The organism is Mycolicibacterium sp. Y3 (genome assembly GCF_051188035.1).
GTDB lineage: Bacteria > Actinomycetota > Actinomycetes > Mycobacteriales > Mycobacteriaceae > Mycobacterium > Mycobacterium fluoranthenivorans.
This window is the reverse complement of sequence record NZ_JAVQLT010000001.1, coordinates 2,963,212-2,985,507: the sequence shown is the minus strand read 5'-3', so window position 1 is coordinate 2,985,507 and position 22,296 is coordinate 2,963,212. Positions and strand designations below refer to the sequence as shown.

Below are 22,296 nucleotides of genomic sequence, written 5' to 3'. Positions count from 1 at the left end.
TACCGGTGGAGCCTCCGGAGCATCGGTTGTGGTCAGTTGATCGCTCCGTTGATCACCGGTTTGTCGATCATGCCCGGCTCGACACCCCAGTTGGCGGCGATCTGCTTGTAGGTGCCGTTGTCGATCAGATGCTGCAGCGCCTGCACCAGGGACTGCGCCAGCGGCGAGCCCTTCTTCACCGGCCAGCCGTAGGGCGCGGATTCAAAGGTCTCCCCGGCGGTCACCAGCTTGCCGTTGCTCTGCTTGATGGCGTACAGCGTGACCGGGGAGTCCGCCGACATGGCGTCGGCCTGGCCCAGCACCACCGCGTTGGTCGCGGCATCCTGGCTGTCGAACTTGAGGATGTCGATGGCCGGTTTGCCGGCATCGGTGCACGCCTTGCTCTTGGCGGGCAGTTCGTCGGTCTCCTCGGTGGTGGTGGCCTGCACCGCCACCTTCTTGCCGCAGGCGTTGTTCGGGTCGATCGAGCCGCCCTTCGGCTGGGCCCACTGGATACCGGCCGAGAAGTAGGTGACGAAATCGACCGCCTGCTCCCGCTCCTTGGTATCGGTGAACGAGGACATCCCGATGTTGAAGGTGTCACCCTGCACCGCGGGGATGATCTTGGCGAAATCGGACTCGCGGAACTCCGCCTGCAGCCCCAGCGTGGCCGCGATCGCGTTGACAAGGTCGACGTCGAAGCCGACGATCTTGCCGGTCTCATCCTTGAACTCGTTGGGGGCGTACGGAATGTTCACGCCCACCACGAGTTTGCCGGACGACTTGATCGCCTCGGGAACGGTGTTGGCGATGGATTCGACCTTCTCCGCCGACGCGGCCTTGGTCGTGGAGGACGGTGCGGCGGAGTCCTCGTTCTTGGCGCAACCCGACAGGGCCAGCGCACCCGTGGCGACGAATACCGCCGCAACGCGCCACACCCTGGTCCGGCGACTCATACATCCAACTGACACGTTTCCTCTTTCCTCGTCGGTGGTCATCCACCTGCGTCGACTTCCGACATCTTTGTGCCCCAAGGCGAAGACGTTAACCACAGTGGCCCCAGCTCGCAGCGCCGGTAACCGAAGGTTAACGATCTTCTGATCATGGTGTGCCGTAATCGTCCAGCGGTGTTTGACGCTGTGGGAGACTGCGCCTATGACAACCGTCGCTCCCCCAAGCCTGCTGCCTCACCTGTGGAAATCCACCCTTGTCTCGGGCGTTCTCGCGGTGGCACTCGGCGCCGCAGTGCTCGCCTGGCCGAAGATCTCGATCGTCGTCGCAGCCAGCTTCTTCGGCGCCTATCTGCTGATCACCGGTATCGCGCAGGTGATCTTCGCATTCAGCCTGCACGTGTCGGCCGGCGGCCGGGTACTGCTGTTCATCAGCGGCGCGGCATCGGTGATCCTGGCCGTGTTGTCTTTCCGCCACCTTTACGACGCCGTACTGCTGCTGGCGATCTGGATCGGCATCGGGTTCGTGTTCCGGGGTGTGGCCACCGCGGTCTCGGCGATCAGCGACCCCACCCTGCCCGGCCGGGGCTGGAACATCTTCGTCGGCGTCATCAGCCTGATCGCCGGCATCGTCGTGCTGGCCTCGCCGTTCGATTCGATCGCCACGCTGGCCCTGGTGACCGGCATCTGGCTGGTGGTCATCGGTCTGATGGAGGTCGTCACCGCCTTCGGCATCCGGTCGACCTCCAAGAAACTGACCGAGGCGCTGGGCGGAGGTCTGAGCCAGGACCCGGCTCAGACGTCGTCATGAGTTGTCTGCACCACGTTTTCCACGCATGCGGACCCTCAGCTACTACAGTGTGTCGTAGTTCTACAGAGCCGTAGAGAGACCCGCAGCCCGGGGAGTTGGTGCACATGGACGCGTTGGACGTGTCGCGATGGCAGTTCGGGATCACCACCGTCTACCACTTCATCTTCGTCCCGCTCACGATCGGGCTTGCCCCGCTCATCGCGGTGATGCAGACGGTGTGGGTCATCACCGGCAATACCGCGTGGTACCGCCTCACCAGGTTCTTCGGGAAGCTGTTCCTGATCAACTTCGCCCTGGGCGTGGCCACCGGCATCGTCCAGGAGTTCCAGTTCGGGATGAACTGGAGCGAATACTCCCGATTCGTCGGCGACGTGTTCGGGGCGCCGCTGGCCTTGGAGGGCCTGGTCGCCTTCTTCTTCGAATCGACCTTCCTCGGGCTGTGGATCTTCGGCTGGACCAGGCTGCCCCGCCTGGTGCACCTGGCTTGTATCTGGATCGTCGCCATCGCCGTGAACGCCTCGGCGTTCTTCATCATCGCGGCCAACTCGTTCATGCAGCACCCGGTCGGCGCGCATTACAACCCCGAGACCGGCCGCGCCGAATTGACCAGCATCAGTGCCCTGTTCACCAACAACACGGCGTGGGCGGCGTTCCCGCACGCCGTCGCCGGCGCGTTCCTGGTGGCCGGAACCTTCGTGGCCGGGGTGTGCGCATGGTGGATGGTGCGCACCCCCGACTCGGATGAAGCACGCACGATGTACCGTCCGGCGACCATCGTGGGCTGTCTGATCGCCTTCGTCTCCGCGGCCGGCCTGTTCTTCACCGGTGACGCCCAGGGCAAGCTGATGTTCCAACAACAGCCGATGAAGATGGCGTCGGCGGAATCGTTGTGCCACAGCGAAGTCGACCCGAAGTTCTCCGTTCTCACCGTCGGCACGCACAACAACTGCGACAGCGTCACGCACCTCATCGAGGTGCCCTATGTGCTGCCGTTCCTGGCCGAAGGCAAGTTCACCGGCGTCAAGCTGGACGGCGTCAAGGATCTTCAGGACAGCTACCAGGAGAAGTTCGGTCCCGGTGACTACCGGCCGAACCTGTTCGTCACCTACTGGTCTTTCCGCGCGATGATCGGATTCATGGCGGTGCCGATGCTCTTCGCACTCACCGCGCTGTGGCTCACCAGGGGTGGACGAATACCGCGGCAACGCTGGTTCGCGTGGTTCGCACTGCTCACCCTGCCCACCCCGTTCCTGGCCAACAGCGCCGGCTGGGTGTTCACCGAGATGGGCCGGCAGCCCTGGGTGGTGGCACCCAACCCCACCGGCGACCAGCTGGTGCGGCTCACCGTGCAACAAGGGGTGTCCCACAACTCCGCGGCCACGGTCTGGCTGTCGCTGATCCTGTTCACCGCGCTCTACGCGGCGCTCGCGGTGATCTGGTTCTTCCTGATCCGGCGTTACGTCGTCGAAGGGCCACTCGAGCACGACAGCGAACCCGTCCCACCCACACCACCCGGCGAGGACGACGTCGCGCCGCTGTCGTTCGCCTACTAGGAGGTGCACCATGGACCTGCAGACGTTCTGGTTCATCATCCTGGCCGTGCTGTTCATCGGCTTCCTGGTGCTGGAAGGTTTCGACTTCGGCGTCGGGATGCTGATGGCGGTGTTCGGGCGAGTTTCTTCAGGTGACCCCGAAAAGCACCGCCGCGCAGTCCTCAACACCATCGGCCCCGTCTGGGATGGCAACGAGGTATGGCTGATCACCGCGGGCGGGGCGATGTTCGCGGCCTTCCCCGGTATGTACGCCACCATGTTCTCCGGCCTGTACCTGCCGCTGCTGGCCATCCTGCTGTCGATGATCATGCGTATCTGCGCCATCGAATGGCGCGGGAAGATCAACGACCCGAATTGGCGGCGCTGGGCCGACATCGGCATCGCCGTCGGATCATGGGTGCCCGCGCTGCTCTGGGGCGTCGCCTTCGCCATCCTGCTGCGGGGCCTGCCGGTGGATGCCGACCATCAGATCCACCTCTCCGTCAGCGACGCCCTGAACCCGTACACCCTGCTCGGCGGGCTGGCGACATGCGGCCTCTTCCTGTTCCACGGGGCCGTGTTCCTGGCGCTGAAAACCGAAGGCGCCGTGCGTGATGACGCGACCAAGTTCACCATCCGGCTCGCTCTGCCCGTCACGGTGATCGTCGCCGGCTTCGGCCTGTGGACTCAGCTGGCGTACGGCAAGGACTGGACCTGGCTGGTGCTCGGTGTCGCCGTGGTGGCACAGCTGGGCGCGGTCATGCTGGTGTGGAGCCGCGGTGGGGACGGCTGGGCATTCGCGGCCACGGCTACGGTGATCGCCTCGGTGGTGGTGCTCATATTCGGCTGCCTGTACCCGAATCTCATTCCCTCCACCCTGGATCCGGCGTGGAGCCTGACCATCCACAACGCCTCGTCGACGCCCTACACCCTGACCATCATGAGCTGGGCCGCGGTGTTGGTCACCCCCCTGGTCATCGCCTACCAGGCCTGGACCTATTGGGTGTTCCGGCAGCGTATCTCGGCCGACCGCATCCCCGACCCCGCGGGACTGTCACCGCGCCTGCCGTGACACTGCGATCCTCCCCCGCCATGCGGCGCTACCTCGTCGCATCCGCGGCGTGCGGGGTGCTGATCGGCGGTGCCACCGTGGCGTCGGCTTGGGTGCTCGCCCATCTGGTGGCCGGGGTGATCACCGACCCGGCGTCGCGCACCGTCGCGCACTGGTCGTGGCCACTCCTGATCCTGGCCGGGCTGTGGGCCGTGCGCACCGCCGGATCATGGCTGCAGGCCCGGCTCAGCCAGCGGGCCGCAACGGCGGTGATCGGCGAACTCAGCGCCGAGGTGTTGCGCTCGGTGACCGCCCGAGCCCCGCACGAGCTGGCCTCGGTCCGCGACGAGGCCGCGGTGATCCTCACCCGCGGGCTGGATGGGTTGCGCCCGTACTTCACCGGGTATCTGCCCGCGGCGGTCCTGGCCGGGATACTCACGCCGCTCACGGTGATCGTGATCGCCGTCGCCGATCTGCAGGCCGCCGTCATCGTCGCGATCGCGCTGCCACTCATCCCGCTGTTCATGATCCTCATCGGCCGGCTCACCGCGGATCGCTCCGCGGCCGCGCTGGCGGCGATGACGACGCTGCAGTCCCGGCTGCTCGACCTGGTCGCCGGGATCCCCACCCTGCGGGCCCTGGGCCGAGCCGGCGGGCCGACCCATCGGATCGCCGAACTGGCTGCCGCGCATCGCCGTTCGGCGATGGCCACCCTGCGAATCGCCTTCCTGTCGGCCGCCGTCCTGGAGCTGCTCGCGACCCTGGGCGTCGCACTGGTCGCCGTCAGCGTCGGGTTGCGGTTGGTGTTCGGCGAGGTGACGCTGGCCGCCGGGCTGACCGCACTGCTGCTGGCCCCCGAGGTGTTCTGGCCGTTGCGCCGGGTGGGTGTCCAGTTCCACGCCGCGCAGGACGGTAGGACCGCCGCCGACGCGGCGCTGCGCCTGCAGGTTGCCGCTCCCGAACGCAGCCCCGGGCACCTCACCCCGCACGCCGGCACCATCCGGCTGGACGAGCTGACCGTCGTCAGGCGCGACGGCCCGGCACCGGACCGGCTGAGCGCCACCGCGATTCCCGGTGAGGTGACCGTGCTCACCGGGCCCAACGGCAGCGGCAAGTCCACCACCTTCGAGGTGATCCTGGGTCTGTCCCCGGCCTCGTCGGGCCGGGTGCTCATCGGCGACACCGATATCGCCGACGCCGATCTGCCGACGTGGTGGCCGCAGGTCTGTTGGCTGCCACAGCGACCGGTCCTGCTGCCCGGCACGGTGCGGAGCAACCTGGAACTGTTCGGGCCGCTGGCCGATATCGACAAGGCCTGCCGCGCAGCGGGTTTCGACGATGTGCTCGCCGTCCTGCCCGACGGCCTGGACACGGTGATCGGACGCGGCGGGGTGGGGTTGTCGCTGGGCCAGCGGCAGCGGCTGGGCCTGGCGCGCGCGCTGGGGTCGACCGCACCCGTGCTGCTACTCGACGAACCGACCGCGCACCTGGACGCCGGAACCGAAAGCCGGGTACTGGAGGCGATAACGGAGCGCGCCCGACAGGGCGCCACCGTGCTGGTGATCGCCCATCGGACGCCGGTGCTGGCCGTGGCCGACCGGGTGGTCACCGTGGGAGGTGCCCTCAGTGTCCCCTCGTGAGGTGCTGAGCCTGCTGCGGCCACGATTGCCGCGGCTGGCCCTGGCCGTGCTGTTCGGCACCCTCGCCCTGGGCAGCGCACTGGCCCTGGCGACGGTGTCGGCCTGGCTGATCACCCGGGCCTGGCAGATGCCGCCGGTGCTGGACCTCAGCGTCGCGGTGGTCGCCGTGCGCGCACTGGGCATTTCGCGGGGCGTGTTCAGCTACTGCGAACGGCTGACCATCCACGACGTCGCGCTGCGCTCGGCCGGCCATGCCCGGGCCGGACTGTACCGCCGGCTGACCCAATTGCCACAGGACACCGCCCTGCGATTGCACAGCGGCGAATTGGTGGCGCGCCTGGGCAGCTCGGTCGACGAACTCGCCGATGTGCTGGCGCGGGCGGTGCTGCCGATCTGCGTCGCGGTACTGCTGTCGGCAGCCGGGATCACCATCATCGGACTGATCTCGCCCGCTGCCGCAGCGGTGCTGGCCGGCTGCTTGCTGGTGGCCGGGGTGCTGGCGCCGTGGCTGGCGGCCCGCGCGTCGAACGCCGCCGAACAGCTCGCCGCCGACCAACACAGCGCTCGCGACACCGCCGCCGTCCTAGCCCTGGAACACGCCGCCGAACTGCGGGTGTGCGGCCGGCTCCCCGAGGTGATCGCCGAATCCGATCGGCGGCAACGTGATTGGGGGCGCGAACTGGACCGCTCGGCGGCGCCCGCCGCGCTGGCCGCCGCCGCGACCACCGCCGCCGTCGGCGCGGCGGTCCTGGCCGCGGCCTTCATCGGCATCACCATGGCCCCCGTCACCGCACCGACCACGCTGGCCATCCTCATGCTGGTGCCGTTGTCGGCGTTCGAGGCGACCACCGCACTTCCGGCCGCAGCCGTGGCCGTGGTACGCGCCCGGCTGGCAGCCGGCCGGATCGGCGATATCGTCGCGCCGGTTCCCGACGGCCGGCAGCGGCCCGCCACCCCGGAGGTGGAGCTCGAACCCGGCGACCGGCTGGCCGTGGTGGGACCGAGCGGATGCGGAAAAACCACCATGCTCATGAGAATTGCCGACGAATATCCCGAGAGTCCCCTGACTGCAGCATTTTTCGCCGAAGACGCGCACCTGTTCGACACCACCGTGCGGGACAACCTGCTGGTGGCTCGCGGGGATGCGACCGACGGGGAACTGCTGGCGGCACTGGACCGGGTGGGACTTCGGGAGTGGCTCGACCGGCTGCCCGACGGGCTGAGCACCATCCTGACCGGCGGCGCAGCGGCCGTCTCCGCCGGACAGCGCCGGCGCCTGCTGTTGGCCCGCGCGTTGATCTCGGACTTCCCCGTCGTGCTGCTCGATGAGCCGACCGAGCACCTGGACGAGACCGACAGCGACCGGCTGCTGCGCGGATTGCTCACCCCCGGTGAACTCTTCGCCCGCGAACGCACCGTCGTCGTCGCCACGCACCACCTGCCCGCGGACATCGGCGCTCCGACGGTGAAGTTACGCGGCACACCAGATCAGTGAGTACCCTCCCATCCATGAGCTCCTATGGGCCGTACGGCGGACAGTACGGCGAGCAGTATCCGGGTCAGGGCCCCTATCCCCCGCCTCCCCCGCAGCCCTACGCCGGCTACAGCCCACCACCGATCGGTCCGCGTAACGGACTCGGTATCGCCGCACTGGTCCTGGCCGTCATGGGACTGCTGTTCTCCTGGACCATCGCCGGTGGCATCATCCTCGGGCTGGTCGCCCTGATCATCGGGTTCGCGGCACGGGGTCGCGTCAAACGCGGCGAGGCCACCAACGGTGGGCTGGCGCTCTCCGGAATCGTGCTGGGCGCCTTGGCGATCGTGCTCGGGCTGGTGTTCATCCCGGTCTGGATCGGCTTCTTCTCCCAGCTGGGCGTCGGTGACTACGTGGACTGCATGCAGAAGGCCGGCAACGACCGGGCCGCCCAGTTGCAGTGCGAGAACAACATGCGCGACAAGATCGAGACGGACTACGGGGTGACGATCACGCCCACGCCCTAACGAGGCGGGAAGTACTTGATGATGCCCTCCTGCATCACCGTCGCCACGATCTGACCGTCGCCGCGGAAGAAGTGACCGTTGCTCAGGCCGCGCGAGTCGGCCGCCACCGGCGACGACGTGGCGTACAGCATCCACTCGTCGAACCGCACCGGCTGGTGGAACCACACCGTGTGGTTCATCGTCACCGCGAAGATCCGATCGAAACCCCAGGACAGGCCGTGCCGGGTGATGATCGGGTCCAGCACCGTGGTGTCCGACGAATACACCAGCGCCGCGGCATGCAGCACCGGATCGTCGGGCATCGGGCCGTCGGCGGTCAGCCAGACCCGGTTGTGCTCCAACCGCTCGCCCTTGTCGCGCATCACCCACGCCGGGTCGTTCGTGTACCGCCACTGGATGGGTTTCAGCGCGGCGACGAACAGCGGCACCGTCTCCTCGTAGCCGATCAGCAAGTCGTCGATGGTGGGCAGGGTCGCCGGATGCGGCACGTCGGGCAGCGCAACGTTGTGCTCGAGTCCGCTGCCACCGGCCAGGTGTGACACCAGGGCGGTGCCCAGCAGCACCCCGTCCTGGGTGACATCCACGCGGCGATTGGCGAACCGTCGTTCGTCGCGCAACCGAACCACCTGGAATTCCAGATCTTTGGCCGGATCGCCACCCGCGATGAAGTGCATCGACAACGTGGTCGGCGGCAGGTGTTCGGGCACCGTGCGGCTGGCCGCGACGAACGCCTGCGCCATCATCTGGCCGCCGAACGTGCGAACGGGGTTCAGGCTCGGATGCGTTCCGGTGAACGCATCCTCGCCCACCCGGGTGAGATCAAGGACCGTCAGCAGTTCCTGAAGGTGCTCCGCCGACAAAAGTCCCCCCGGTTTCTCTACACCCTAAGCGTGGTCGTCCTCGCCGATCCGGTGCACATGGATCAGGTTGGTCGAGCCTACTGTGCCCGGCGGGGCACCTGCGACGATGACCACCAGGTCGCCGCGCTTGTAGCGGCCCAGCCCCAGCAGCGACTCGTCGACCTGCTTGATCATGTCGTCGGTGGTCTGCATGTGCGGGACGATGAACGTCTCGGTGCCCCAGGTCAGGGCGAGCTGGCTGCGCACCTCGGGCAGCGGGGTGAACGCCAGCAGCGGCAGCGGGGTGTGCAGCCGGGCCAGCCGGCGCACGGTGTCACCGGACTGGGTGAACGCGACCAGCGCCTTGGCGTCGAGGCGTTCCCCGATATCGCGTGCGGCGTAGGAGATGACGCCCCGCTTGGTACGCGGCGTGTGGGTGAGCTGCGGCACCGCCGTGGAGTTGTCCTCGACCGCGGCCACGATGCGGGCCATGGTGCGCACCGTTTCCAGCGGGTATTTGCCCACCGAGGTCTCACCCGAGAGCATGACGGCGTCCGCACCGTCCAGCACGGCGTTGGCGACATCGGATGCCTCCGCGCGGGTGGGTCGCGAGTGGTCGATCATCGACTCCAGCATCTGGGTCGCGACGATGACGGGTTTGGCGTTCTCGCGGGCCATCTGGATGGCGCGCTTCTGTACCAGCGGCACCTCTTCCAGCGGGAGCTCGACACCCAGGTCGCCGCGGGCCACCATGATCGCGTCGAAGGCCAGCACGATGGCCTCCAAGTTGTCGACGGCCTCGGGCTTCTCCAGCTTGGCGATGACCGGGACGCGGCGCCCGACCCGGTCCATCACCTCGTGCACCAGCTCGATATCGGCCGGGGACCGCACGAAGGACAGCGCGATCAGGTCGACGCCGAGGTTGAGCGCGAACTCAAGATCGGCGATGTCCTTCTCGGACAGCGCGGGCACCGAGACGTTCATCCCGGGCAGGGAGAGGCCCTTGTTGTTGCTGACGCGGCCACCCTCGGTGACGGTGCAGACCACGTCGTTGCCGTCGACATGCTCGACCACGAGTCCGACGTTGCCGTCGTCGACCAGCAGCCGGTCGCCGGGAGAGGCGTCATTGGCGAGCTGCTTGTACGTGGTGGACACCCGGTCATGGGTGCCCATGAAGTCCTCGACGGTGATCCGGATGGTCTCACCGGCCTGCCACAACGTGGCGCCGGTGGCGAACCGGCCCAGCCGGATCTTGGGTCCCTGCAGGTCGGCGAGGATGCCGACCGCTCGACCGGCGGCGTCCGAGGCAGCCCGGACCCGCTTGTAGTTGCCTTCGTGATCGGAGTGCTCGCCGTGGCTGAAGTTCAGCCGCGCGACGTCCATTCCGGCTTCGACCAGGGCCTTCACCATTTCCTCGGTGCCCGTCGCCGGGCCGAGGGTACAGACGATCTTTCCGCGTCTATTCACGTCACGTGAGCATAGTCATGATCGATTCAGATGACCATTCAGACGGAGTCTCACACAGGGGTCTCACACGACGGCCAGCGGCAGGGTTCCCGGTCGCACCGGCGCGGGCAGATCCGACTCCCCCATCAGGAACGCGTCGACCGCATGCGCGGCGCTGCGGCCCTCGGCGATGGCCCACACGATCAGCGAGGCCCCGCGGTGGGCGTCCCCGCAGACGAACACCCCGGGCGCGTCCGTCTGCCAGTCCGAACCGCACGACACGGTGCCGCGTCTGGTCAGCGACAGGTCCAGGCCGTCCAGCAGGGCCATGTGTTCGACACCCTCGAATCCGATCGCCAGCAGCGCCAGATCGCACGGGATCTCCATCGGCTCGCCGACCGGTGTGATGATCCGGCGGCCATTCTCGTCGCGTTCGACCTTGACCTCGGCGATCTCCATGGCGCGCAGATTGCCGGTGGTGCCGTCGGCCCCGTCACCGATGAAGCGCTGCACGGCGACCTCGAACCGCCGCGCCCCGCCCTCGGCGTGCGCGGGCGAGGTCCGCAGCACCAGTGGCCAGGTCGGCCACGGGCTCACGGATTCGTCACGGAGTTCCGGTGGTTCCGGGTTGTAGTCGAGTTGGGTCACCGAGATCGCGCCCTGCCGGTGGGCGGTGCCCAGGCAGTCCGCACCGGTGTCCCCGCCGCCGATGATCACCACGTGCTTACCCGCCGCGGACAGACCCGAGGCGCCGTCGCCCTCGCACTCCTTGTTGGCCGGCACCAGGTGTTCCATCGCGAGGTGCACCCCGTCCAGATGACGGCCCTCGACCTGGTTGTCGCGCGCGCGTAACGCACCCACCGCCAGCACCACGGCGTCGTACTCCGCGCGCAGGCGGTCCACCGTGAGATCGACACCCACCTCGCAGTCGGTGACGAAACGCGTTCCCTCGGCCCGCATCTGGGTCAGGCGCTGGTTGAGCGTCGACTTCTCGAGTTTGTACTCCGGGATGCCGTAGCGCATGAGTCCGCCGATCCGATCATCGCGTTCGTACACGGTGACGTGATGGCCGGCCCGGGTGAGCTGTTGCGCCGCAGCGAGACCCGCAGGTCCCGACCCGACGACCGCGACGCTCTTACCGGTCGAGATGGCCGAGGGCTGCGGTTCCACGGTGCCGGCCAGCCAGGCCTGGTCGACGATCGTCTGCTCGATCCGCTTGATGGTGACGCTGCCACCGGTCTGCTCGTCGGAGATGGACAGCACGCACGCCGCCTCACAGGGCGCCGGACACAACCGCCCGGTGAACTCCGGGAAGTTGTTGGTGGCGTGCAGCCGATCACTGGCGGCATCCCACCTGCCGCGGCGCACCAGGTCGTTCCATTCCGGGATGAGATTGCCCAGCGGGCATCCCGCGGTGCCGGAGTGGCAGAACGGGATACCGCAATCCATGCAGCGCCGCGCCTGCTGGGACACCTCGGCGGCCCGCTTGCGTGGTTCCTGCGACTCATAGACCTCGCGCCAGTCGCCGACGCGCTCGTCGACGGAGCGTTTGGCCGCTTCGCGTTTGGTGACTTTCAGGAATCCAGTGGGATCAGCCACGGCTAGCCTCCATGATCGCGGTATCCACGTCGCGCCCTTCGGCTTTCGCCATCCGGGTGGCCTGCAGGACACGCTGGTAGTCGGTCGGCATGACCTTGGTGAACTCGGCACTGCGCCGGGGCCAGTCCGAGAGCAGTGACCGCGCCACCGTGCTGTCGGTGAACTGGGCGTGCCGGGCGACCACGTCGTGCAACCAGGTCAGGTCTTCGGGTTCGAGATGCTGCAATTCGACCATTTCGGGGTTCACCTTCGCCGGATCCAGACCCAGGACGAACGCGATCCCGCCGGACATCCCGGCCGCCATGTTGCGGCCGGTGTCACCGAGCACCACCACGCGGCCGCCGGTCATGTACTCGCAGGCGTGATCACCCACGCCCTCCACGACCGCCAGCGCACCGGAGTTGCGGGCGCAGAACCGCTCCCCTGCCCGTCCACGCAGGAACACCTCACCCGAGGTGGCGCCGAACACCAGCGTGTTGCCGGCGATCACGTTGTCCTCGGGCAGGAACAGCACGTCATCCGGTGGCCGGACGATCACCCGTCCACCGGAAAGGCCTTTGCCCACATAGTCGTTGGCATCACCGACGAGTTCGAGGGTGACCCCGGGCGGCAGGAACGCGCCGATCGACTGCCCCGCCGACCCCGTGAGGGTGACATGGATGGTGTCATCGGGCAGACCGGTGGCACCGTAGCGCCGCGTCACCTCTGCGCCGAGCAGTGTGCCCACGGTGCGGTTGACGTTGCGCACCGGCAGTTCCAGCCGGACCGGGTGGGCGTCCTCCAACGCGCCTTCGGCGAGCTGGATCAGCGTCTGGTCGAGCGCCTGATCCAGACCGTGATCCTGATCCCGCAGCCGCCGGCGCTGGGGCAGCTTGGCGCCGTGGGCATCGGTCGGCTGCACGAAGATCGGACTCAGATCCAGGCCGCGGCTCTTCCAGTGCGCCACACCCTGCGCGGTGTCGAGCATCTCCACCCGGCCGATCGCCTCGTCGAGGCTGCGGAACCCGAGCTCGGCGAGATAGACACGGATGTCCTGGGCGATGAACCGGAAGAAGTTCTCCACGAACTCGGGTTTGCCGTTGAACCGGGCCCGCAGTTCAGGGTTCTGGGTGGCCACGCCCACCGGACAGGTGTCGAGGTGACAGACGCGCATCATGATGCAGCCCGCGACGACCAGGGGTGCGGTCGCGAAACCGTACTCCTCGGCCCCGAGCAGCGCCGCGACCATGACATCGCGGGCAGTGCGCATCCCACCGTCGCACTGCACCGTGATGCGATCACGTAAACCGTTGAGCACCAACGTCTGCTGAGTGTCGGCCAAGCCGATCTCCCAGGGCGCGCCCGCGTGCTTGAGGCTGGTCAGTGGCGCCGCACCGGTGCCGCCGTCATAACCGGAGATCAGCACCACATCGGCATGCGCCTTGGACACCCCGGCGGCGACGGTGCCGACACCGACCGAGCTGACCAGCTTGACGTGGATCCGGGCCTGGTCGTTGGCGTTCTTCAGATCGTGGATGAGCTGCGCCAGATCCTCGATCGAGTAGATGTCGTGGTGCGGCGGCGGCGAGATGAGACCCACTCCCGGTGTGGAATGCCGGGTCTTGGCGACATTGGGATACACCTTGTAGCCCGGAAGCTGGCCGCCTTCACCGGGCTTGGCGCCCTGGGCCATCTTGATCTGGATGTCGGTGGCGTTCACCAGGTAATCGCTGGTGACCCCGAACCGGCCCGAGGCCACCTGTTTGACCGCACTGCGCCGCTTCGGGTCGTACAGCCGGTCGACATCTTCGCCGCCCTCACCGGAGTTGGACCGGCCACCGATGTTGTTCATCGCGATGGCCATGGTCTCGTGCGCCTCCGCCGAGATCGACCCGTAGCTCATCGCCCCGGTGTTGAACCGGGCCACGATCGAGTCGACGGGTTCGACCTCCTCCAGCGCCACCGGCGGCCGCACGCCCTTCTTGAACTCGAACAGCCCGCGCAGCGCGCCGCCCTCGCGGTTGAGCCGGTTCACTTCCTCCGAGTACTGGGCGAAGACGTCGCTGCGGCCGGTACGGGTCGAATGCTGCAGCAGGAAAACCACTTCCGGGGTGAAGAGGTGCAGTTCGCCGTCCCGGCGGAACTGGTACTCACCGCCCACCGACAACCGCCGGTGGGCACGCTCGGTGGGGTTCTCCGGGTAGGCACGACGGTGCCGGAATCGGACCTCTTCGGCGAGCACGTCCAGTCCCACACCGCCGAGTTGCATCGGCGTCCCGGTGAAATACTCATCGATGACCTCACGGTCGATGCCGATGGCCTCGAACGCCTGGGCGCCGGTGTACGACGCCACCGTCGAGATGCCCATCTTGCTCATCACCTTCATGACGCCCTTGCCGAGCGCCTTGAGGTAGTTGCGCACCGCGGTGGCTGGCTCGATTCCGGTCAGTTCACCCTCGCGGATCAGGTCCTCGATGGATTCGAAGGCCAGGTACGGGTTGACCGCGGCGGCACCGAAACCGATGAGCATGGCGATGTGGTGAACCTCGCGGGCGTCACCGCTTTCCACCACCAGCCCTACCCCGGTGCGTTCCTTGGTACGGACCAGGTGGTGATGCACCGCCGAGACGGCCAACAGCGACGGGATGGGCGCCCTGGTGTGGTCGGAGTCGCGGTCCGATATCACCAGTGTGCGAGCACCTTTCGCGATCGCTTCGCAGGCGCGGGCGCGCAGGTCCTCCAGCGCCTCGGCCAGGCCCTCGCCACCGCGTTCGACGTCGTAGAGTGCGCGCAGCACCGCAGTCCGCAGGCCCGGATGTTCACCGTCGTCGTTGATGTGCACGATCTTGTTGAGCTCGTCGTTGTCGAGCACCGGCCAGCCCAGCATGATCTGGCGCACCGAGGCGGCGCTCGGCTCCAACAGGTTCTGCTCGGGACCCATCACCCGTCCCATGGACGTGACGACCGCCTCCCGAATGGCATCCAGCGGCGGGTTGGTGACCTGCGCGAACAGTTCCACGAAGTAGTCGTAGAGCAGCCGGGACCGCTGTGAGAGCACCGCGGTCGGGGTATCGGTGCCCATCGAGCCGAGTGGTTCGCCGCCGGAGGCGGCCATCGGGGTGAGCAGGATGCGCAACTCTTCCTCGGTGTACCCGAAGGACACCTGACGGCGCACCACGGACTCGTGATTCGGTTGCACCCGAACCCGATCCGGCAGGGTGCTCAGATCGAGCAGGCCGGAATGCAACCACTCGCCGTACGCCTCGGCCGAGGCCATCTGATCCTTGATCTCGTCATCGGACACGATGCGGCCGGCCGCCGTGTCGATCAGGAACATCTTGCCGGGCTCGAGGCGTCCCTTGGCCACCACTTCGCCGCTGGGGATGTCGAGCACACCGCTCTCACTGGCCAGGATGATGCGGTCGTCCATGGTGCGCCACCAGCGCCCGGGCCGTAATCCGTTGCGATCCAGTACCGCACCGACGACGGTGCCGTCGGTGAACGTGACACAGGCCGGACCGTCCCACGGCTCCATCAGCGACGCGTGGAACTGCCAGAAGGCCCGGCGCTGCGGGCTCATCGTGGTGTTGTTCTCCCACGCCTCGGGGATCATCATCAGCACCGCGTGCGGCAGGCTGCGCCCGCCCAGGTGCAGCAGCTCGAGCACCTGGTCGAATGAGGCGGAGTCCGAACCGTCACGGGAGCAGATGGGCGAAAGCCGGCTCAGGTCACCGGGAATGAGGGCGCTGGCGAGTTTGGCCTCGCGGGCGTGCATGCGGTTCCGGTTGCCGCGGACGGTGTTGATCTCGCCGTTGTGGGCGACGAATCGGAACGGGTGCGCCAGGGGCCAGGACGGGAACGTGTTGGTGGAGAAGCGGCTGTGCACGATGGCGATGGCACTGGTACACCGTTCGTCGCGCAGGTCCGGAAAGAACTGCGGCAGCTGCATGGTGGTGAGCATGCCCTTGTAGGCCATGGTGCGGCTGGACAGCGACGGGAAGTAGACATCCCCCGCCTCGGCGCGCTTGCGCAGCGGGTAGACCCGCCGGTCCAGGTCCAGGCCGCCGAGCCGGGTGCCGGCACGCTCGGGTGCCGCGACGAACAACTGCGACATGTACGGCATACAGCTGACCGCTGTGGTGCCGACATCGGCACCGGCCGGATCGACCGGAACCTCGCGCCAGCCGAGCACTTCCAGGCCTTCCTCGGCGGCGAGGGTCTCGATGCGTTCGCGGGCGGCCGTGCGCTCGACCGGATCCTGCGGCAGAAAGCAGATACCGGCGGCGAAGGTGTTCTCACCGTTCGCGTTCGGTGCGGGTAACGCGAAATCGACCACCGCGCGGAGCAGTTCCACCGGCAGCTGCAGCAGGATGCCGGCACCGTCACCGCTGTTGGGCTCGGCCCCGGCCGCACCGCGGTGTTCGAGATGTTCCAAAGCTGTCAGGCCATCGGAGACGATGCCGTGGGTACGACGTCCGCGAATGTCGGCGATCATGGCGACGCCACACGAATCGGACTCGTTGTCCGGGTCGTAGAGACCCTGTGCTTTGGGAAGTGCCGAGAACAGCAACTGACTACCTCGCAGTCTTCGAGATGGTGTCGAGGGACTGCGTCGGCCCGAAACGTCAGTGTATCAGCGCAGACACCTGTCTACACACCGATAAACGTGGGGACCAGCGGGAACCCCGGCCAGTTACGCACGACCGTCCAGAGTGCGGCCGCGGCGATGACCGTGACCGTGGCCGCGGTGGGCATCAGCTTCTGACCGCGGCGCCACCGCACCACCAGCCAAGTGAGCAAGATCGGTAGCCCGACGAGCAAGAAGACGTTGTCCACGACCGCAGCGCCGACGTTGCCGGTCAGCAGGTCGTGGGTCATCCGCAGCCCCCCACAGGCCGGGCAGTTGAGGCCGGTCAGCATCTTGAACGGGCAGCCGGGAAACAGGAACCCCGGCCGGTGCGGGTCGGCCAGACCGATGTAGAGCAGACTTCCGGCCAGCACCGCGCCGGTGCCGATCGCGCCGTACTGGGCGGTCTTAAGTGCCATCGCGCAGGGGGCGGCCCTGCGGGTCGCGGACCTTGTCGGTGAGCAGGAGGATGGCGTCGATGATGCCCCAGATCACCGCGCCCAAACCGCAGGTGACGAGCCCGACCAGCAGCTGGGCGATGCCCAGGCCCGTGTAGCCCAGGTACATGCGGCCGATACCGACCAGGCCGAACAGCCCGAGGAGCTGCAGCAGGCCGGCCACCACCTTTGATTTGTCCGAGAAGGGCTCGCCGGTGAGCGGGTGCCGGCCGTACGGCGCGGCCGGGTCGTAGTACGCACCCGGGTAGGCCGGGGGCGGATACGGCGGTGGGTAGGGGTGCGCTCCGGGCGGGGGCGGCGGGATGCTGCCCGGGTCGACACCATAGGGCGGCTGATCGGTCATGGATTCAGGATGCCAGAGATCGGGGTCACTTCGAGGCCGCACGGCAGATCAACATGGGAGACCCCCACGGTAGGCGCGCGGCGCGTGGACGAGAGACGCGAATTCGGTTCTGTCAAGGGGCATTTCGTGATCTGTGGATGGTTTCTGGGGCTGTGGATAACGTCTGATCTTGTCGGTGGTTCGTACTAGTGTTCGAGTCATGGAGGGTGTGGTCGATCTGGAGGCGGTGCTCGACAAGTTGTCGGGCGCGGTGTTCGACGATGCCTCGGTGGCCGAGTTGCTGGATGTTCAGACCGTGTTGGAGCGGGTGTATCGGCGGGTTCCGGCGATTCAGCATCGGGTGATGGCGGCGGTGAAGGCCCAAGCCAGTCCGGCTGATCTGGGTGCGCGGAGTTGGCGCGATGCGTTGGGGATCCGGTTGCGGCTCTCCCCGCAGGAGGCTGGGCGCCGCCTGGCCGAGGGGGAACTGCTGGCCCCACGGCGGTCGGTGACCGGGCAGCCGTTGGCGCCGGTGTATCCGGGCACCTCGGCCGCGCAGGCGCGCGGGGAGATCACCGCCGAGCATGTCCGCATCATCACCACGACCATGAAAAAGATTCCGTTCGCCGTGGATGAGCCGACCCGCGCCGATGCCGAGGCCCGGCTGGCCGGGTATGCGAGCGCCCATGATCCAGACACCCTGCGCGCGCTGGCCAAGCATCTGCTCGCCGTGCTGGACCCGGACGGGCCTGAACCGAATGAGGATGAGGATGCTGAGCGGGGTGAGGAGCGCCGGACGTTTGTGCTGGGTCCGCAGGACGAGGACGGCAACAGTGAATTCCATGGCACGGTAACTGCGCAGGGGCGGGCGTATCTGGAACCGGTGCTGGGCAAGCTCGCCGGACCCGGCATGTGCAATCCCGCCGATGAGTCCCCGTGTACCAAGGGTGCCCCGTCGCAGGAGGCGATCGACGCCGATACCCGCACCCGCGGGCAGCGTCAGCACGACGCGTTGATCACCGTCGCCCGCCACGCGTTGGCTTCGGGCGAGTGGGGTGAGCACAACGGGTTGCCGGTCACGGTGGTGCTGGGTGCGACCGTCGCCGATTTCGACGCCGCGACCGGGCACGCGGTCACCGCGGCCGGCAGCCGGATGCCGATGCGTGAGGTCATCCGCCTGGCCTCGCATTCGCTGTTGTGCCTGGCGGTGTTCGATGACGTGACCGGGCGGCCGCTGCATTTCGGGCGGACCCGTCGTTGCGCCAGTGCTGATCAGCGTCTGGTGCTCACCTACCGCGACCGCGGCTGCACCTTCCCCGGGTGCCGGGTCCCGGCCTACGGCTGCCAAACCCACCACGCGGTGCAGGATTTCGCCCGCGGCGGCAGCACCGATATCGACCAACTCGTGCTGGCCTGCGGCCCGCACAACCGCCTCGTCAAAGACGGCAGCTGGACCACCGTCCTCACCACCACCGGCCACGTCGAATGGATCCCACCACCACTACTGGACACCGGCCAAGCCCGCACCAACCTCTACCACCACCCCGAACACATCCTGGACGGGTAGCTCAGAGATCCTCGGGTTTCACGGCCAACACCGGCTTGCGGCATTCCAGAAGCAGTTGCTGGGACACGCTGCCCAGCAACAGCTTTCCGACCGGGTTGCGGTGCCGGATGCCGATCACCAACAGGTCGGCATCCGGGCTGTCCATCGCGTCGAGCAGCTCCTCGGCCGGGTCGACGCCCACCGGTTGGGACACCTCGAAGGGCACACCGGACGCCTCGAGCTGGTCCCGAAGGGTCTGCAACGCACCGGACTGCGCGAACTGGGGGTCGGCGAGCGCTTCGCCCTTGGTCGCGTTGATCACCCGCAGGGTGGTGCTGCGCAACCGGGCCTCGACGACCGCGTGTTTCACTGCGGCACTACCGAACTGGTCCGCGGTGTATCCGACGACGATCATGACGCCGAGCCTTCCTTGAGAGCCTTCTGCTGCTGGTCGGCGTCATCCTCGACGATCAACAGGGTTTCCTCGCTGCGGTGCATCAACCGCAGGATCAGCGGCATCAGCAGCAGGACCGCCATGAGCACATAAGTGGCGATCGCGACCGGCTCGGTGAACAGACTGCCCCAGTCGCCGCTGCCCAACTGCAGACTCTGGCGCAGCTGACGCTCGATGCGCGGACCGAGGATCACGCCGATGATCAAGGGCAGCACCGGCAGACCGAACCGGCGCATCATCAATCCCAGCAGACCGAACACCAGCAGCAGCGCCAGATCCAGCGGCTGCACGTTCACCGCGAACGCACCGAGCGTGGCGAAGAACAGGATGCCGGCATACAGATACGGCCGCGGGGTCCGCAGCAGTTTCGCCCACAGCGGCGCCAACGGCAGGTTCAGCACCAGCAGCAGGAAGTTGCCGATGAACAGGCTCGCCACCAGCGTCCAGATCAGCAGGGGTTCCTTGTCGAACAGCGTCGGTCCGGGCTGGATACCGTAGGACACGAACGCCGTCAGCATGACCGCGGCGGTCGCGTTGGTGGGCAGGCCCAGCGACAGCATCGGCACCAGAGTGCCTGCGGCCGAGGCGTTGTTGGCCGCTTCCGGACCGGCGACACCCTCGATCGCGCCCTTCCCGAATTCCTCGGGATGCTTCGACAGTTTCTTCTCGGTGATATAGCTCAGGAACGTCGGCAGCTCGGCACCACCGGCCGGCAGCGCACCGAACGGGAAGCCGTATGCGGTACCGCGCAGCCACGGTTTCCAGGACCGCTTCCAATCCGATTTGCTCATCCACGGCCGACCGACCGGGATCACGTCGGCGGGCCGACGCCGCAGATGCGCGGCCACCCACAGCGCCTCGCCGAGGGCGAAGATCGCCACCGCGATCACCACGATGTCGATACCGTCGGACAGCAACGGCAGCCCGAACGTCGCGCGCGGTTGGCCCGTCAGGAAATCGATGCCCACGATGCCGATCGCCAATCCCAGGAACAGTGAGATCGCACCGCGCAATTTGGAAGATCCGAGCACGGCGGTCACCGCCACCAGCGCGAACAGCATGATCGCCAGATAAGAAGGCGCACCGAGGGTCACCGCGAACCGCGATACCGCCGGCGCGAACAGCACCAGCAGCATCGTGCCGATGGTGCCGGCGACGAAGGATCCGATCGCCGCGGTGGCCAACGCCTGCGCGGCGCGACCGGCCTTGGCCATCCGGTTGCCCTCGATCGCGGTGATCACCGACGAGGATTCACCGGGTGTGTTCAGCAGGATCGAGGTGGTGGATCCGCCGTACATCCCGCCGTAGAAGATGCCGGCGAACATGATGAAGGCCGCGCTCGGACTGACGTTGTAGGTGATGGGCAGCAGCAGCGCCACCGTCATCGCCGGGCCGATACCCGGCAACACCCCGACCGCGGTACCCAGCAGCACGCCGATCACGGCGTAGAGCAGATTCATCGGGGTGGCCGCCTCGGCAAACCCCTGCATGAGCCAGTTCAGGTTGTCCATATCAGAGGATCCCGTCCAGAATGCCTGCGGGCAGCGGGATTCCGAGCCCGGAGTAGAACGCGTAGAAGCTGCCCACCGACAGCACGCCGCCGATCACCAGATTGCGGATGTAGTGCTTGCTGCCCAGCACGGTGGCCGCACCGGCGAACATCAGACCGGCCGTGATCGCCCAGCCCAGCGGTTTGACCAGGACGATGGTGGCCACGAACAGCGCGACCAGCAGCCCGACGGTGCGCCAGTCGCTGGGCATATCGGGGTCGATGTCCTCCCCCGCATCCGCTTCACCGACCGACCCGCGCGGGATCGCGACCGCCAGGATCACCGCCAGCACCAGCAGCACGATGCCGATGAACATCGGAAAGAACTTGGGCCCCACGGGATCGACCTGCGCATAGCCACCGGGCAGGGTGAGCGCGTTGTAGATCAGGAACCCGCCGACCGCGACGAGAACGACCACCACCAGGTATTGGGCCTTGTCCACCCGGCGGGTGCCGGGATCCGGGGCGCTCACAGCAGCCCCAGTTCGGTCAGGGTCGTGGACACCCGCTGGTCCTGATCCTTGAGGAACTGTTCGAACTTCTCCCCGGTCATGAACGCGTCACTCCATCCGTTGCGCACCAGGGCCTCCTTCCATGCGTCGGTGGCGTGCAGGTCTTCGAGCACCTTGACCAGCGCCTGCCTGGCGTCATCGGAGATACCCGGTGGCGCCAGGACACCGCGCCAGTTGGTGAAGGTCAGATTGATTCCCGCCTCGGTCAGCGTGGGGGCGTCGACGCCCTCGACACGTTCGGTCCCGGACACGGCCAGCACCCGGACCTGGCCCGCCTCGATCTGATCCACGTACTCACCGAGTCCGGAGGTGCCCACGGCGACCTTCTTGCCGAGCAGCGCGGTCAGCAGATCGCCGCCCCCGTCGTAGGTGATGAAGTTGACCTTGCGGGGATCGACACCGACCGCGCGGGCAGTCTCCATCGGGAACAGGTGATCGGGTCCGCCGGGCGAGGAACCACCACCGATGGTCACTTTCGCGGGATCGGCCTTCCAGGCCGCGACCATGTCCTGCACCGTCTTGAACGGTGAATCCGCCGGAACCAGAATGCCTTCCTGCTCCTCGACCATCTTGGCCAGTGCGGTGGCATTCGAGGCCCGCGCCGAGGATCCGTTGGTGTACACCGCACCGACCACCCCGAGCCCCATCATCATCATGAGGTCGCCGTTGCCCCGTTCGTTCATCAATCGGGCCATCGCCACGGTGCCGCCGGCGCCGATGACGTTGAAAACCTCGACACGCCCGGTGATATCGCGATCCTCCATGATCTTCACCGCGGTGCGGGCGGTCAGGTCATACCCGCCACCGGGGCTGTTGGGCACCATCATCCGCAGTCGATGCAGGCCCCCGGCCTGTTCGCCGCGGGTCACCCCACACGCGGTCAACAGCAGTGCCACTGCCAGCAGCACGGCCAGTCCCGTCTTGGAACGCACGGTCATCCCCCATCGTCTCCTGTGATGTTCGGCAATACTGGACCCACACAGTGATGCGGGTCACGCATG

Annotated in this window: 18 protein-coding genes; 7 read left to right on the top strand and 11 right to left on the bottom strand. The window is 67.3% G+C overall.

Annotated features, from left to right (window positions below; all coding sequences use genetic code 11):
• Positions 1-32 precede the first annotated feature (32 nt).
• On the bottom strand, positions 33-935 hold the full coding sequence (locus tag QN239_RS14430) for an ABC transporter substrate-binding protein (RefSeq protein WP_499011286.1): 903 nt from the start codon (positions 933-935) through the stop codon (positions 33-35).
• Positions 936-1,116: 181 nt separating this feature from the next.
• On the opposite strand from QN239_RS14430, the gene QN239_RS14425 reads away from it, so the two are divergent.
• From QN239_RS14425 to QN239_RS14400, 6 genes are all read left to right on the top strand, one after another.
• Entirely contained in the window at positions 1,117-1,740 is a 624-nt protein-coding gene (locus QN239_RS14425) for an HdeD family acid-resistance protein (protein ID WP_499016782.1), read from the top strand.
• Positions 1,741-1,844: 104 nt separating this feature from the next.
• Positions 1,845-3,293 carry a cytochrome ubiquinol oxidase subunit I gene (locus QN239_RS14420; RefSeq protein ID WP_499011283.1) on the top strand — a complete coding sequence of 483 codons (1,449 nt, stop codon included), beginning with the start codon at positions 1,845-1,847 and terminating at the stop codon, positions 3,291-3,293.
• 10 nt (positions 3,294-3,303) lie between these two features.
• Positions 3,304-4,344: a cytochrome d ubiquinol oxidase subunit II gene (cydB, locus tag QN239_RS14415; RefSeq protein WP_187096038.1), complete on the top strand. Its 1,041-nt coding sequence runs from the start codon at positions 3,304-3,306 to the stop codon at positions 4,342-4,344.
• Between the two features lie 20 nt (positions 4,345-4,364).
• The gene (cydD, locus tag QN239_RS14410) at positions 4,365-5,963 is read left to right on the top strand and encodes a thiol reductant ABC exporter subunit CydD (RefSeq protein WP_499016781.1); all 1,599 of its coding nucleotides are present in this window, start codon (positions 4,365-4,367) and stop codon (positions 5,961-5,963) included.
• Entirely contained in the window at positions 5,941-7,458 is a 1,518-nt protein-coding gene (locus QN239_RS14405) for an ATP-binding cassette domain-containing protein (protein ID WP_499011280.1), read from the top strand. Before cydD ends, QN239_RS14405 begins: the two co-directional genes overlap by 23 nt.
• Positions 7,459-7,472: 14 nt before the next feature.
• Positions 7,473-7,964, top strand: a complete 492-nt coding sequence (locus QN239_RS14400; protein ID WP_499011277.1) for a DUF4190 domain-containing protein — start codon at positions 7,473-7,475, stop codon at positions 7,962-7,964.
• On the opposite strand, the gene QN239_RS14395 is transcribed toward QN239_RS14400, so the two are convergent.
• From QN239_RS14395 to QN239_RS14370, 6 genes are all read right to left on the bottom strand, one after another.
• Positions 7,961-8,824: an acyl-CoA thioesterase II gene (locus tag QN239_RS14395; protein ID WP_499011275.1), complete on the bottom strand. Its 864-nt coding sequence runs from the start codon at positions 8,822-8,824 to the stop codon at positions 7,961-7,963. The two genes, QN239_RS14400 and QN239_RS14395, sit on opposite strands and share 4 nt — an antisense overlap.
• Before the next feature lie 24 nt (positions 8,825-8,848).
• Complete coding sequence (pyk, locus tag QN239_RS14390; RefSeq protein ID WP_499011272.1) at positions 8,849-10,270, bottom strand: pyruvate kinase; 1,422 nt, start codon at positions 10,268-10,270, stop codon at positions 8,849-8,851.
• A gap of 63 nt (positions 10,271-10,333) precedes the next feature.
• Entirely contained in the window at positions 10,334-11,848 is a 1,515-nt protein-coding gene (locus tag QN239_RS14385; protein WP_267293075.1) for a glutamate synthase subunit beta, read from the bottom strand.
• Positions 11,841-16,397 carry a glutamate synthase large subunit gene (gltB, locus tag QN239_RS14380; RefSeq protein WP_499011269.1) on the bottom strand — a complete coding sequence of 1,519 codons (4,557 nt, stop codon included), beginning with the start codon at positions 16,395-16,397 and terminating at the stop codon, positions 11,841-11,843. The genes QN239_RS14385 and gltB overlap by 8 nt, the downstream gene beginning before the upstream one ends.
• Positions 16,398-16,477: 80 nt before the next feature.
• Complete coding sequence (locus tag QN239_RS14375) at positions 16,478-16,873, bottom strand: DUF2752 domain-containing protein (RefSeq protein ID WP_499011266.1); 396 nt, start codon at positions 16,871-16,873, stop codon at positions 16,478-16,480.
• The gene (locus tag QN239_RS14370; protein ID WP_090353859.1) at positions 16,863-17,255 is read right to left on the bottom strand and encodes an NINE protein; all 393 of its coding nucleotides are present in this window, start codon (positions 17,253-17,255) and stop codon (positions 16,863-16,865) included. The genes QN239_RS14375 and QN239_RS14370 overlap by 11 nt, the downstream gene beginning before the upstream one ends.
• A gap of 199 nt (positions 17,256-17,454) precedes the next feature.
• Between QN239_RS14370 and QN239_RS14365 the strand changes: the two genes are divergently transcribed.
• Complete coding sequence (locus QN239_RS14365) at positions 17,455-18,801, top strand: HNH endonuclease signature motif containing protein (protein WP_499011263.1); 1,347 nt, start codon at positions 17,455-17,457, stop codon at positions 18,799-18,801.
• A 1-nt stretch (position 18,802) separates the two neighbouring features.
• On the opposite strand, the gene QN239_RS14360 is transcribed toward QN239_RS14365, so the two are convergent.
• Genes QN239_RS14360 through QN239_RS14345 form a run of 4 tightly spaced genes read right to left on the bottom strand, consistent with a single transcriptional unit; the run spans position 18,803 to position 22,233 of the window.
• Entirely contained in the window at positions 18,803-19,195 is a 393-nt protein-coding gene (locus QN239_RS14360; RefSeq protein ID WP_499011260.1) for a universal stress protein, read from the bottom strand.
• Positions 19,192-20,745: a tripartite tricarboxylate transporter permease gene (locus tag QN239_RS14355; protein ID WP_267293083.1), complete on the bottom strand. Its 1,554-nt coding sequence runs from the start codon at positions 20,743-20,745 to the stop codon at positions 19,192-19,194. Before QN239_RS14355 ends, QN239_RS14360 begins: the two co-directional genes overlap by 4 nt.
• Before the next feature lies 1 nt (position 20,746).
• Entirely contained in the window at positions 20,747-21,256 is a 510-nt protein-coding gene (locus QN239_RS14350) for a tripartite tricarboxylate transporter TctB family protein (RefSeq protein ID WP_090353853.1), read from the bottom strand.
• Positions 21,253-22,233, bottom strand: coding sequence for a Bug family tripartite tricarboxylate transporter substrate binding protein (locus QN239_RS14345; protein WP_499011257.1), 981 nt, complete (start codon positions 22,231-22,233; stop codon positions 21,253-21,255). Before QN239_RS14345 ends, QN239_RS14350 begins: the two co-directional genes overlap by 4 nt.
• Positions 22,234-22,296 lie beyond the last annotated feature (63 nt).

What these genes read in the sequence shown, in the direction of transcription:
- QN239_RS14345 (WP_499011257.1), bottom strand. Translation starts at nt 22,233, where the DNA reads ATGACCGTGCGTTCCAAGACGGGACTGGCCGTGCTGCTGGCAGTGGCA.
- QN239_RS14355 (WP_267293083.1), bottom strand. Translation starts at nt 20,745, where the DNA reads ATGGACAACCTGAACTGGCTCATGCAGGGGTTTGCCGAGGCGGCCACC.
- QN239_RS14360 (WP_499011260.1), bottom strand. Translation starts at nt 19,195, where the DNA reads ATGATCGTCGTCGGATACACCGCGGACCAGTTCGGTAGTGCCGCAGTG.
- cydD (WP_499016781.1), top strand. Translation starts at nt 4,365, where the DNA reads ATGCGGCGCTACCTCGTCGCATCCGCGGCGTGCGGGGTGCTGATCGGC.
- cydB (WP_187096038.1), top strand. Translation starts at nt 3,304, where the DNA reads ATGGACCTGCAGACGTTCTGGTTCATCATCCTGGCCGTGCTGTTCATC.
- QN239_RS14400 (WP_499011277.1), top strand. Translation starts at nt 7,473, where the DNA reads ATGAGCTCCTATGGGCCGTACGGCGGACAGTACGGCGAGCAGTATCCG.
- QN239_RS14375 (WP_499011266.1), bottom strand. Translation starts at nt 16,873, where the DNA reads ATGGCACTTAAGACCGCCCAGTACGGCGCGATCGGCACCGGCGCGGTG.
- QN239_RS14365 (WP_499011263.1), top strand. Translation starts at nt 17,455, where the DNA reads ATGGAGGGTGTGGTCGATCTGGAGGCGGTGCTCGACAAGTTGTCGGGC.
- QN239_RS14370 (WP_090353859.1), bottom strand. Translation starts at nt 17,255, where the DNA reads ATGACCGATCAGCCGCCCTATGGTGTCGACCCGGGCAGCATCCCGCCG.
- QN239_RS14420 (WP_499011283.1), top strand. Translation starts at nt 1,845, where the DNA reads ATGGACGCGTTGGACGTGTCGCGATGGCAGTTCGGGATCACCACCGTC.
- QN239_RS14430 (WP_499011286.1), bottom strand. Translation starts at nt 935, where the DNA reads ATGAGTCGCCGGACCAGGGTGTGGCGCGTTGCGGCGGTATTCGTCGCC.